Below are 13295 nucleotides of genomic sequence, written 5' to 3'. Positions count from 1 at the left end.
GTCCTATTGGCAACCTTTAAAACAATGAAAAACATGAACAATACAGCAAAAGCCTGGCGCGAACAGGTAATCATCCCAACCTACGGAATTGGGAAGCCGGAGAAGAATCCAATGTTCCTGGAAAAAAGAGTTTACCAAGGAAGTAGCGGCGTTGTCTATCCTTATCCTGTCATTGAAAAAATACTGGATAAGAAAGAGGATAAAGCCTGGCATGCCATTTATTTGGAAAACCAATACATCAAAATCATGATTCTTCCTGAACTGGGAGGTCGCATCCAAATGGCTTACGACAAAACCAAACAACGTCACTTTGTTTACTACAACCAAGTGATTAAACCTGCTTTGGTTGGATTAACCGGCCCATGGATTTCTGGCGGAATTGAGTTTAACTGGCCCCAGCATCACCGCCCAACCACCTACGATCCCACGGATTCGTACATCGAAGAGAATGAGGATGGCAGTGTTACCGTTTGGTGTCATGAGTTGGAACGCATGTTCCGAACCAAAGGCATGGCCGGATTCACGCTATACCCGGACAAGGCATACATCGAAATCAAAGTGAAGCTTTCCAACCCCACTCCTCACCCACAGACCTTCTTGTGGTGGGCCAATCCGGCCGTAAAGGTGAATGACAACTATCAATCCGTCTTCCCGCCTGATGTAAACGCCGTGTTTGACCATGGCAAGCGTGATGTTTCCAGCTTCCCGATTGCGACCGGCACTTACTACAAAGTTGACTACTCTGCCGGAGTGGATATTTCGCGTTATAAAAATATTCCGGTGCCTACCAGCTACATGGCCATCACCTCGAAATACAACTTCGTGGGAGGTTACGAAAACGACAGCAAAGGAGGCCTGCTTCATGTGGCCGATCACCATCAATCGCCCGGAAAAAAGCAATGGACCTGGGGCAACGGAGACTTTGGGCAAGCCTGGGATCGTAACCTCACCGATGAGGACGGACCTTATATTGAGTTGATGTGCGGGGTTTATACTGACAATCAACCAGATTTCACCTGGTTGCAACCTTACGAAGAAAAAAGTTTCAAGCAATATTTTATGCCTTATCGCGACTTGGGTATGGTTAAAAATGCCACCAAAGAGGCCATGCTCAACCTGGAGTCGGAAAACGGAACAACCCGCATCCGCGTGTACACAACCGCCAACTATCCAGGAGCGAAAATCTGCCTTAAAAGTTCTGGGAAGATGATCTTCGAACAAACCGTTGACCTTTCACCAGAAACCAGTTTCGACACAAGCATTGAGGCTACCATTTATCCTGAAGATGCTTACCTTTCTGTAACCGATTCCAAGGGTGTCATTTTGGTTGATTGGAAAACCGAAAAAGAAGAATTAAAACCAGTTCCAGATCCGGCCCAAGCAGCCAAAGATCCGGAAGATATTCATTCGATTGAACAACTTTACCTTCGTGGCTTGCATCTGGAACAGTACCGTCATGCCACCTATTGCCCAACAGATTATTACCTGGAAGCACTGAAAAGAGAACCAAGTGATGTTCGCAACAACAATGCCATGGGCTTGTGGCTCCTGCGCCGGGGACAATTTGCTCAGGCTGAACCTTATTTCCGCCAAGCCATTGAAACCCTGACCGAGCGCAATCCGAATCCTTACGATGGAGAACCCTTATACAATCTGGGGGTTTGCCTGCGGATGCAAGGAAAAGAGGATGAAGCCTACGAAGCTTTTTTCAAAGCTACATGGAATGGCGCCTGGCAGGACAGCGGCTTCTTTCAGGCTGCTCAAATCGATGCAGTACGCGGAGATTATGAGAAGGCGCTGGAACTATGCGACCGCTCTCTTTGGCGAAACTGGCTGAATCAAAAAGCCCGTCACCTGAAAGTAGCCTTACTCCGGAAACTCAATAAAAAAGAGGCAGCACTAAAACTCGCTGAAGAATCGATCGAAATGGATCGGTTTAGCTTTGGCATTTTATACGAAAAATACCTGCTTCTGGACGATCCTACGATTTTAGAAGAAATGCAAGCCTTGATTCGCGATAATGTACACAACTACATTGAGTTTTCGCTGAACTATGGCCTGGCCGGTTTTTATTCCGAAGCAACTGATTTTATTTCGCTTTACATCGATAAGCACGAAGCAGCCTACCCCATGGCCTGGTATTTTAAAGGTTATTATCTGCTCAAATCAGGCCAGGCAGAAGAAGCAAAAGCAGCTTTTGAAAAAGCTTCGCAGATGCAACCCGACTATTGCTTCCCGAATAAACTGGAAGAACTGTTGGCTTTGCAAGAAGCCGTAAACATTTGCCCGGAAGACGCTAAAGCCTGGTACTACATCGGTAATTTCTGGTATGGAGCACGGCAGCATGCCGAAGCAATCGAATGCTGGGAGCAGTCCAGTGCTTTGGATGACTCATTTCCAACCGTCCACCGGAACCTGGCTCTGGCTTACTACAACAAGCAACAGAATCCGCAAGCGACCAAAGAAGCTTTGGAGAAAGCGTTCGAGCTAGATACTTCTGATTCTCGTATACTCATGGAGCTGGATCAACTTTATAAGAAACTGGGGGTCTCTGCAAGCGAACGCTTAAGCTTGCTGGAAAAATATCCGGACTTGGTCGACTTCCGGGATGACCTATACCTGGAGCGTGCGACCTTATACAACTTGCTTGAGCAAGAAGAAAAAGCCCTGGACTTAATCATGAAACGCAAGTTTCACCCTTGGGAAGGAGGCGAAGGAAAAGTAACCGGGCAATATTTGTTCAGCCATATTGAACTGGCCAAGAAAGCCATTAAGCAAGGGGCATTCTCAGAGGCTATCCCACTTCTTGAAGCATGCTTTGCGTATCCTCATAATCTGGGGGAAGGCAAACTGGCCGGAGCACAGGAAAATGACATCAACTATTGGCTTGGTTGCGCCTATGCCGGCATGGGAGAAACAGCAAAAGCCCAGGCAGCGTGGGAGCAGGCAGCTATTGGCTTGGCCAAGCCATCAGCAGCCATGTACTACAACGACCAGCAACCAGACAAAATCTTTTATCAAGGGCTGGCACTCCGCAAACTGGGCCGGATGGACGAAGCCAACGGACGTTTCAACAAGCTGCTGAAGTACGGCGAAAAGCAACTGTTCATCCCTTTCAAAATGGACTACTTTGCCGTTTCGCTTCCCGACTTGCTCATCTTTGAAGATGACCTTCAAAAAAGGCACGAATTGCACTGCCATTACCTGATGGGACTGGGTAATTTGGGACTGGGCAACATTGAAAAAGCACAACAGGCTTTTGATCTCATCCTGCAGTCCGACCCCATGCATATCGGAGCAATAACCAGTTTACAGTTAGTCAAAAAAGAACTGTTCGTATGATGACCAACCCCATACCATCAAAAGGAAACCTCCCAAAGAGTCTTCTCTTTGGGGGGCTTGCTGCACTTGGCATAATGCCACAGCAAGGAATTTCAGCAGAAAAAGGAAAAGAACAACCCAATGTTATTGTCATTCTGACTGATGATGTTGGCTACGGCGACTTGGGCTGCTATGGTGCTACCAAAGTAAAAACACCCAACATTGACCAATTGGCAAGTGAAGGTATCCGCTTTACCAGTGCTTATGCACCGGCTTCAACCTGCACGCCTAGTCGTTTTTCACTCATTACCGGACAATATGCCTGGCGTAAAAATGCAGAAATTTTGCCTGGCGATGCTCCCATGTTAATCAAACCGGATGAACTTACCCTGCCAGCTCTTATGCAAAAGCAAGGTTACACAACGGCTTGTGTGGGCAAATGGCATCTGGGCTTAGGTGAAGGGAATCCGGATTTTAATCAGCAAATTAAACCGGGGCTGCAAACCATTGGTTTTGATTATTCGTTCATCATTCCGGCAACCAACGACCGGGTGCCTTGCGTTTACCTGGAGAATGATCAGGTGGTTGGTCTTGAGGCCAATGATCCGATTTAGGTAAGTTTTAAAGGACCTGTTGGCAACTGGCCTACCGGGAAAGAGCATCCGGAGCTACTCAAGCTCATGTACCTGCACGGGCACGATCAAACCATTGTGAATGGCATCAGCCGGATAGGTTACATGACCGGTGGAAAGAATGCCCTTTGGGTAGATGAACACATGTCGGAAGACATAACCAGCAAAGCCGTTGAGTTTATTCAAGAGAATAAAGAACAAGCGTTCTTCCTCTACTTTGCCCCACACACCATTCACGAACCACGCGTACCCAATACTCTATTTAAAGGCTCCAGCGAATGCGGGGTTTACGGCGATGTGTTGCAGGAGATGGACTGGTCAGTTGGTCAAATCATGCAAGCCCTTAAAGAAAACGGGCTTGACGAAAATACGCTGGTTATTTTCTCCAGCGATAATGGTCCCCGTGTAGAAGAAGGCTACCGGGATGGCGGTTTAGCCAATTTGAATGGCCATGATCCGGCCGGCGGGTTGCGTGGTGGAAAATATACTTTGTTTGAAGGTGGAACACGAATGCCATTGATCTCACGATGGAAAGGAACCATCAAACCCGGAACATCGGACGCTATTCTTAGTTACATTGACCTTTTCGCCTCGTTTGCAAAGTTGACCCACTACAAGCTTGAAAAAGGAGAAGCCCCGGATAGCCGGACTGCACTGGATGTTATTCTGGGAAAACGCAGCAAAACGCACCACAACGAAGTGCTCACTCAAAATAATTCCGGCACCAATGCGATCCGAAAAGGCGATTGGAAATTCATTCCTCAACAAAAAGGAACATCTCAACCGATGCTTTTCAACTTAAAACAAGATGCTGCTGAAACCACCAATTTAAGCGATCAGTACCCTAAAAAAATGAAAGAATTCGAAACAATTATTGAGACCGTAAAACAAGGGAAAGGCTATCGGTAACATCAACTTGACATGTTTTTATAGCTTTTCATTTTAACAATATCCGTTATAACTAAAGACGGACACATCTGTTCGGGATTGAACTGATGTGCTCGTCTTTAGCTTCATCTATCTTATTGCCTTTTCGTTATAAACTTTCTGCTGCCAACACAGCGATATCCCGCACGATCTGGGTTGGCGAAACACAGTCGCAATTGGTCAATCCAACAACATAAATGTCTCTTTCAGGAATATAAACAGCCATCGACTTAAAGCCAAAGATGCTTCCTCCATGTTCTCTTACCGACATATTATTCAAACTTTTTAAATGCCAGCCATAACCATAATCGATTTTCTCTCCATTGTTTAGCTCATAATTTGTAAAAGCCAATTGAGTTGTTTCCGGACTCAACAGTTTGTTACTATTCAGAGCTTCTTGCCATTTCAACAGGTCATCGACTGTTGACATTAGTGAGCCTGCCGAATAGGTAATATTAAAGCTAATGTGTCTTTTATTCACATAGCCTTCATTCGTTTGTTGATAACCATAAGCTCGGTTTTGCACAATTTCGCGATCAGTCGCATAACGCGAATCATTCATGCCTAACTTTTGGAAAATGTTCTTTTCAATAAAGTCCTCATAACTCATTCCTGAAACCAACTCGATGATGTAACCTAAAATAACATAGCTTGAATTACTGTACTTAAACTCCTCTCCGGGTTTAAAATCCATGGGCTCATCCTTAAAAAAATCAATAAGCTCTTTGGGGCTCAAATCTTTCTGAGCAATCGTCATGATTGACTTCATTTCTGTAAAATTCTTAATACCCGAAGTATGTGTTAATAGCTGATGAATGGTGATTGATTCCCCATGAGTTGGATAATCCGGAATAAATTGGGTGATGTCATCTGCTAAACTCAACTCTTCATTTTCTGCAAGCATCAAAACAGCAACAGCCGTAAATTGCTTAGTCATTGAACCAATTTTAAATACACTTTCGGGATTCATATCCACATCCAGCTCAATATTTGCTTTCCCTAAGGCTTTTCGATATGCCGGCAAACCATCCTGCGAAACAAGAAATACTGCACCTGTCGCATAGGCCTGAAATTTATCCTGAAGGATACTATCAACTTTAGCTTCGAGTGTTTGAGAATAGGCCTCATGTGCTGCCAGACACAAAAGTCCAAGCACGATACTCCTCACCCAATTCATCGGGCTATTTCGTTTTATTTTATTTAGATTGTTCATTTTCATAAAATTAAAATAATTATTTAATAGTACCAGAAATATGAAATTTGCGTTTCGAAGTCCCCTTGATCAACAGAAATAGGCATAAGCTAAGTTCTGAAACAACAGCGACAGAGAACACCAATAACTCGCTGATGGAAGCATATTCAGGCCAAAGGAAATTCGTCAAGCAATCGATCAAATAGCTCGCTCCAGCAACTACCACTAAGCTTCCCAACCACCGGGGGAAGTATGTTGATTTAAAAAGTAAGGATCCAAGGATCAAACAACTCAGTCCGAAAAAGACACCACTAATCAGGTAACCATACGAATGGGCATTCAGGAAAAATAGCACCAAGGCATTCAATTGCACTTCACTAAAAGGGCCCATAAACTGATCCTTCAGGATTAGGAGGGGCCAATAATAATTGAGTAGGTTGATGCCCAAAACACTTGCCTGAGCCAATCTAAAAAAAGCAGCAAGTAACGAAAGCGCATTGTTTAAAGGTCTTAAGATCAAATAGAACAGCAAAGCCAATACCACGTCGCTCATGACCATCACCAAATCACTAACAAAGCCCATTCTGAAGAGAAATTCCTTGTCTGCAATATGAGCTGCTGTTGCCGCAGCATCTCCGGGAACAATAATTTCAGATCGGACAGCTAACTCGCTAAACAGTCCCGTAAGAATGACTACCAAGTAAAAAACACCTGCCAGACGGGCATTATTTTTCAATGGATCCATTATTTCAATTGTTTTCATAGCATTGAGGATTGCCAAAATCATTGGCTCATTAAAAATTTTGAGTTTGTTTTAGGATTTGACCACAATAACAACATTCCCTTTTTTATGACCGGAAGCAATATAGGTGTGTGCCTCAGCAACTTTTTCAAGCGGATATTGCCGATCGATAAGAGTCTTCAAATGTCCTTCCTTAAAGAGATCAACTAACTCATTAAGCAGCTTTCGCAATTCTTTTTCAGAAAGGAGTCCGGTAGCTCCAAACTTGGCCTTCTTTTGCCCAAACAAAGCTGTTCGTGCCATTTGCACCAGCAACGAAAACCGAAGAACAGGTGAAAGGTAAACCCCGGAATCAGTAAGAATGTATCTGCATTTTGAAAAAGAGCTTTTCCCAATCGTATCGTACACAACATCGTAGCTATTGCCAAGTTTGGTAAAATCTTTTTTGGTATAATCAATGGCATGATCAGCCCCCAACGATTTTACCAAGCCTACATTTCGAGTGCTACAAACTCCAGTCACTTCTGCCCCCAAATGCTTTGCCAACTGAATGGCCGCAGTCCCCAAACTTCCGGAAGCTCCATTTATTAGTATCTTTTGGCCCGCTTGTATGTGACCGATGCCAGTCAAGAAGTTTAACGAGGTCAGGTGCCCATCGCAAAACGAGGCAGCTTCAACAAAGCTAAGATTGTCGGGCATGGGTAGCATCACATCATTTTTGCGAACGACAACATATTCTGCATTCGTACAAAAACCAAGCGTAGTTTCTCCAAATACACGATCTCCCTTGCGAAAATCTTTCACCTGGCTTCCAACAGCTTTGACCACTCCTGCAAAACCAGTTCCCGGAATCGCATGTTTCGGTTTTAATATTCCGGTGAATAATCGTCCTACATAAGGTTTGCCAGTTCGCATCATCCCATCGGCAGTAGTCGCCGAAGCGGCATGCACTTCAACCAAAACTTCGTTGTTTTTTGGCTCCGGCACCGGCACTTGCTTTAATTTTAGCACATCCGGGCCTCCATATCCTGTAGCAACAATTGCTTTCATCATTCTTTCCATTGTTCTAATTTTTGTTTTACGAATTGACTTACAATGAAATCATGATGCAAACCTAACAACAAGGCATCGGGTAAACGTTCGAGATAAACGTAGAGAAGTTCGGAATTATAATTCCATCCCCATGAGAGCAAAATCCCTGGCAGTTAGTTTTTGTCGCAATAAATAGTGGCAACTTTTATTAACTTGAAATCTCTCCTCAAATGCTCATCCTGAGCGTCAATCTCTTTTGACATTCAAAATATTAATCAAAAAAATACCGAGAGGAAAACCTCCCGGTACATATCATTGATAGAATCATGTTAATCGAAAAAAGATGACGCTTTTTAATTAACCTTTCATTATCCTAAAATCGTATTTAACTTAAGCCAAATAATTACATAGAACAGGATGGCTTAAGCCACCTAAGAAATTAAGCTAATAAACAACTATAGCTCAACTATAAAGTACTTAAAAGATGAAGTAACAACTTTTGAGTTTAAGTTTCGATCACCTAAAATTATCTCAAATGGAGTATTATCAATTCTATTTTCCCATTTCCAAACAGTCTTAACCTGGTGGTTTTCATCGTCGTTAAATATCTCCTCGCTAATTAGGTTGAAATCGATGCTTTCCAATTGTTTATTTGGATTGGAAGCAACACCTACTTCTAAATAGAGTTCATCACCTATTTTTACACTTTTAACCCCAAAGGCTTCTACCTCTTCTTTTGATGATGGAGCTACACTAAAACTAGCCGCTAAAAAATTTGCATCTAAGTCTTCCAATACATTGTTATTCTCTGCATCGACAAACTTAAGATGAAAGGTATAAAGATAAGGAGGAACAACATCTAAACTGGAATTAGAACAACTTGTAAATAACATTGTAGTAAGTAGCAAGGCTAAAACATGAATTGTTTTCATAGTTAACTTATCTTTTTATAAAGGTTATATACATCCATTCATCATCTACCTATTGATAGTAATAATGCGAATATAACAAACCTCTATTTGCTTTTCAAAAAATATCAATTGATAAATTAAAAGAAAGAAATCACGGAGTAGTCCTTCAAAATAACCACCCTAGGATTAAAAATCATAATTCCCCGCCAGATCATAGCTAACAATCAGCCATTCTGCTTTAGAAATTCTTTGGGAGTTATTCCTTCTTGCTTTTTAAAATAGGTATTGAAAACCGTTTTCGAGTTGAAGCCACTTTCATAAGCCAAACCAAGCAAGGAAATATGGTTATTCTCCGGATCGAGAACCAGCGTTTTAAAGTATTCAATTCGAAAATGATTGATAAACTCATTAAAATTCTGCCCCAATTGCTCATTCAATAACCAGGACAATTTATTTGGGTGAATTTCAAGCTGGTCGGCCAAAGATTGAAGTGATAAGTTGGGAATTAGAAAAGGCTGTTCCTCCTTCATAAAACGCAGCAAGAGCTCCTGGTAACGATCTGCAGTAGCAAGATCCAGCAAAGGTTGTTTTTCCTTTTGAACAGTGAGTGCCTCTTCTTTCGAGCCATACAACAGGCTGTGATAATGCGCATAACGCGAGTCATCTTTCAAATTATTGGACAACGGATCGGTATAGCTCAACAACAAAACCGATGACTTCAACTGCAGAGCTTCCTCCAACCAAGCAAAGGCTTCATCGTTATTTTTGATTATCGCATAAGCCAAGTACAAATAGGAATGTGCTTGAAAAGAAGTTGGCTTTTGAGCTTCTTGCTTCAGCTGCCCAAAATACATTTGGGCTTTTGCTCCTTCCCCTTTTAGGAGATAAGTTAAACAGGTAATCCCCAAACGCTCATTCTGAACCACGATTTCTTCAGGCATTTTATGCAGAAACTCGATGGTATCATCGGAACGATTCATCTTCAGCAAACAATAGCTTCGCATAATATAAGCGGGAACATTATGAGGATTCTGGCTCAGGCATTCATCAAAAAGAGACAAGGCATTCTCGTACTGCTCATTTCGATAGTGAAAGTAAGCCCGGTAAAACAGTGTTTCCTGCGAAAGTGGGTCAATCCGAAAAGCAATTTCCAGATGCTGTTTGGCTTTCTCCATTTGTCCTGAAATCATGTACAACAGAGAAACAAACTGTTGCGCTTCAGCATAGTTGGGTTTCAACTCAATCGACTGAAGAGCACACTGAAAAGCTTGCTGAAAATCAGCATCATAAAAAAAAGCCAGATTCGCCAGCAAATAATGCACTCCGGCATGCTCCGGATTCAAGGCATAAGCTTTATCAAGGGAGTCTCTTACTTTTTGCCAAGCTTCCTGATGCGGTATTAGCTCGGTAACAGCAAAAAAGCTATAAGCATCAGCCAGCCCAACATACGAATCGGTATGCTTAGGATCCAAAGCGATTGCTTTCTCGTACAACTCAATCGCTTTTTGTACATCCACCGGGTTCCACTTGTTGAAATGAAAGCGTGCTTTCAATGAATATTCATAGGCATCGAGATTCTCCGTTCTCCTTTTCACCAAATGATCGTGAATTTCAAGATGACCATATTGCTCCCGTAGCTTGTCGGCAATCAACAAGCTTATTTCATCCTGAATTTCAAAGATATTGACTAATTTACGATCCCAACTTTCTGACCAAAAATGAAAGTCTTCTTCCGCATGAACTAACTGAGCTGTTATTCGAATGGTGTCTCCTCCCAACCGCACACTTCCCTCCAGAATCGTCTCCACATCAAGCTCCCGAGCAATCTGTCTGACCGGAACTTGCTTATTCTTGAAATAAAAAGATGAGGTTCTGGAAGTTACTCTTAGCTTACGAATTCCGGCTAAAGCATTAATAATTTCTTCCGTTATGCCATCGCTAAAATATTCAATTTCAGCATCACCGCTTCGGTTTACAAAGGGCAGCACAGCAATCGTCTTTTCAGGTATTGTTTCCACAGGCTTTTCGTTACATCGTTGATCTTAAGCGTTCTTTTCTACGGTATTCGCTGGGGGTTTGTCCTGTAAACTTTTTAAATGCCGTATTGAATGACGACTTTGAATTAAACCCACAATCCATTGCAATTCCTAACAAGGAAAAAGTTTCAGATTCCGGATCTTTCAACCGACTTTTGATTTCTTCAATCCGATGGCGATTAATGAAGTCGAAAAATGACTCACCGTATAAGCGACTGATTAACTCTGATAATTGGTACGGTTGAATTGCTATTTTTTTGCTTAGTTCTGCCAACGAAATTTCATTTTCTGTAAAGAGTTTTTCTTGCTCAACAGCTTGTTCCAATCGCTTTGAAAAATCATGAAACTGCTCTTCGCTAAGCACAAAAACCCGTCGTCCTTTTTGCTTATCGAATTCCTCTGCCAGTGTCATTTTCACCTCCGATAAATCAGGAGCTGACGGCTTTTCGTTAGCTTTTCCCAAATGCACATGCTGTTTGTTCCAAGTTGAATAGGCTAAGGCATAAATCAGCACGCCTACAAACAGTCCGATAATATTGTTTGATATTGAGAAACTATACGACAAGAAATACCCTAAAACAAATGCGACTAAAGCTCCCAACAACATCAGTAAAAAAAGGTAAAGTAAACGTTTCGCCTGTTCCAACGAAATTTTCTCAATATCGGAGAAATTGTCTTTTATTTTCTGCTGATACATGCGTACAAAAAACAAACTTACAACAATATATATTAAAATGTGAATTACCCGTCCCACCTGCATTAGTAAGGCTTTTAACGGAACGTGATCATTCAAAAATATCGCCTCTACAAACTGAATTTTCTCTTCACCACTTTTTAAATACAATGGGATAAAAGCAAGAACATAAATGACAAAAGGAAGGGCATGCAGAAAATAGTATTTAGGTAGATGATTATGGGTTAGCACGTAGATATATACAAAAAGCAAAGGACCATAAAGCAGGAACAGCGGATCGGCGACATTCGTAAAATGCGGAAAAACCTTGTAATACCCCGACAAGCCGTAAACGCCCCCCAACAAACTCAGCGAAAGCACAAAAGTTAATAGTCCTAAAACCCACGAGCGGTTATCTCTTGGTTTATTCTGCGCAATGAGATAAGTTAAAAAGAAACCCTGTAGAGCTGCTGCAAAATTTAACAATACCAAAATTTGCATTCGATATATCAATTAATTCAGATATATCCATTTTAAACATGAGTTTCCCAAAAAAGTTTATGGTTCTCAATTGAAAACCAACCGAATATACAATCACTTGCCGTTTTCTTCAACGATGGGGAGTAAACGTGAATCTTCCAAAGCTGCTGTCCGGTGTCCAATCCCCTTCATGTACTCCGGGTTTGATTCGAAACGGAGAAAGCTATCCACACTGTTCTGCTTAATCAGCATGACATAGTCCCACCGTTCATCCTGCGGCCCAATTAAGAAGTCTCCACCTACTCCCATAAACAAGACTTCGCCTCCCGACTTTTCTAAAAATGGCAAGGTGTGCTCAATGTACTTCAAGTAAGCCTCTTTCCCGCTGATTGACTTCTCAGGATTGAGTTCTGGAGTGGCAGAATAATCAGCCACCGACCTAAAGCGAAGCAAGTTTAGCATCACAACAGCTCCCTCAATTTCTCTTGTCACAAACTTTCGTCCTGCCTCTTGCGACGGCATCAAATGCGTTTCGTTCATCTGTATAAATTTTAATTTCCTGATAATTTAAAAACTCAGATTTGACAGCTGAAACCGCTCCGTCCATCGCTCTCTCTCATAATTTATTCATTTCATTATTACGATTGATGAATCAGCACAAGGCAGTTTACCAAGGCCTAGTCCTTCCCTTGTACCAAAAGTTTCCAGTTTCTACTTTTCCGATCATCAAATCAATGAGCTCTTTGGCAACGGTTTCCGCCGTTCTGTTTGCCTCCGGTCCTCCCATGTCTGTTTTCACCCAGCCCGGATCAAAAGATGAAACGATTATTCCCTTTGGTTCAAGTCGCTTAGCAAGTAGTTTGGTGTACATATTCAATGCGGCCTTTGACATTTTGTAATGAGGCTGACAAGCATCAAAATCAGCATCGCTAAATGATCCCCAATTAGAAGTTACCTGGATGATGTGCCCTCCTTCTTGAATTTCTGAAAGCAAGTGCTCAGTCAGCCGAATTATTCCAAACAGATTAACCGAAAAAGTTTGCTCTAGTTGTTGAAAATCAATGGCCGAATTATTCCCTTGCTCAAGAAGAACACCCGCATTGTTGATCAAGTAATCAAATTCCAAAAGCTTTATTTTTTCAGCAAATTCATCAACAGCAGCATCAACTTCAAGATCCAGCGAATAACAAGTGAAATTGGGTGCTTCAATGGAATGGTTTCCTGATACCGAAGTACCAATCACCTCACAATCGCCTTCCTGCAGCAACAGTTTGACCACTGCCAGGCCAATTCCTCTGCTGGCTCCTGTAATAATGATCCGTTTCATCCGTATAAATTTTAATTTCCTG

11 protein-coding genes are annotated in these 13295 nt (G+C 42.2%); 3 read left to right on the top strand and 8 right to left on the bottom strand.

Annotation, left to right across the window (positions count from 1 at the left end; all coding sequences use genetic code 11):
• Positions 1-33 precede the first annotated feature (33 nt).
• The 3 genes from BM156_RS08260 to BM156_RS20750 all read left to right on the top strand — a co-directional run bounded on the left by BM156_RS08260 (position 34) and on the right by BM156_RS20750 (position 4862).
• On the top strand, positions 34-3342 hold the full coding sequence (locus tag BM156_RS08260) for a DUF5107 domain-containing protein (RefSeq protein WP_212733453.1): 3309 nt from the start codon (positions 34-36) through the stop codon (positions 3340-3342).
• The gene (locus tag BM156_RS20755) at positions 3339-3935 is read left to right on the top strand and encodes a sulfatase-like hydrolase/transferase (RefSeq protein ID WP_212733452.1); all 597 of its coding nucleotides are present in this window, start codon (positions 3339-3341) and stop codon (positions 3933-3935) included. The genes BM156_RS08260 and BM156_RS20755 overlap by 4 nt, the downstream gene beginning before the upstream one ends.
• A 66-nt stretch (positions 3936-4001) precedes the next feature.
• Positions 4002-4862, top strand: coding sequence for a sulfatase-like hydrolase/transferase (locus tag BM156_RS20750; RefSeq protein ID WP_212733451.1), 861 nt, complete (start codon positions 4002-4004; stop codon positions 4860-4862).
• 127 nt (positions 4863-4989) lie between these two features.
• On the opposite strand, the gene BM156_RS08250 is transcribed toward BM156_RS20750, so the two are convergent.
• The 8 genes from BM156_RS08250 to BM156_RS08215 all read right to left on the bottom strand — a co-directional run bounded on the left by BM156_RS08250 (position 4990) and on the right by BM156_RS08215 (position 13273).
• Positions 4990-6093 (bottom strand): serine hydrolase domain-containing protein, encoded by a 1104-nt coding sequence (locus BM156_RS08250; RefSeq protein ID WP_212733450.1) that lies wholly within the window; start codon positions 6091-6093, stop codon positions 4990-4992.
• 19 nt (positions 6094-6112) lie between these two features.
• Positions 6113-6835: a DUF4386 domain-containing protein gene (locus tag BM156_RS08245; RefSeq protein ID WP_093919441.1), complete on the bottom strand. Its 723-nt coding sequence runs from the start codon at positions 6833-6835 to the stop codon at positions 6113-6115.
• Between the two features lie 51 nt (positions 6836-6886).
• Positions 6887-7876, bottom strand: coding sequence for an NAD(P)-dependent alcohol dehydrogenase (locus BM156_RS08240; RefSeq protein ID WP_212733449.1), 990 nt, complete (start codon positions 7874-7876; stop codon positions 6887-6889).
• 425 nt (positions 7877-8301) lie between these two features.
• Positions 8302-8778: a hypothetical protein gene (locus BM156_RS08235; RefSeq protein WP_093919346.1), complete on the bottom strand. Its 477-nt coding sequence runs from the start codon at positions 8776-8778 to the stop codon at positions 8302-8304.
• A gap of 203 nt (positions 8779-8981) precedes the next feature.
• A complete protein-coding gene (locus BM156_RS08230) occupies positions 8982-10775 on the bottom strand; it encodes a tetratricopeptide repeat protein (RefSeq protein ID WP_212733448.1) in 1794 nt (597 codons plus the stop codon).
• Positions 10776-10785: 10 nt separating this feature from the next.
• The gene (locus tag BM156_RS08225; RefSeq protein ID WP_093919345.1) at positions 10786-11967 is read right to left on the bottom strand and encodes a helix-turn-helix domain-containing protein; all 1182 of its coding nucleotides are present in this window, start codon (positions 11965-11967) and stop codon (positions 10786-10788) included.
• Between the two features lie 93 nt (positions 11968-12060).
• Entirely contained in the window at positions 12061-12486 is a 426-nt protein-coding gene (locus BM156_RS08220; RefSeq protein ID WP_093919344.1) for a DUF1330 domain-containing protein, read from the bottom strand.
• 127 nt (positions 12487-12613) lie between these two features.
• A complete protein-coding gene (locus BM156_RS08215; RefSeq protein ID WP_093919343.1) occupies positions 12614-13273 on the bottom strand; it encodes an SDR family NAD(P)-dependent oxidoreductase in 660 nt (219 codons plus the stop codon).
• Positions 13274-13295: the final 22 nt, after the last annotated feature.

Origin of the sequence: Sunxiuqinia elliptica (assembly GCF_900113005.1) — a bacterium.
GTDB classification, from domain to species: Bacteria; Bacteroidota; Bacteroidia; order Bacteroidales; family Prolixibacteraceae; genus Sunxiuqinia; species Sunxiuqinia elliptica.
Note: the sequence above shows the minus strand (reverse complement) of the source record. Positions and strands in the feature narration are given on the sequence as shown.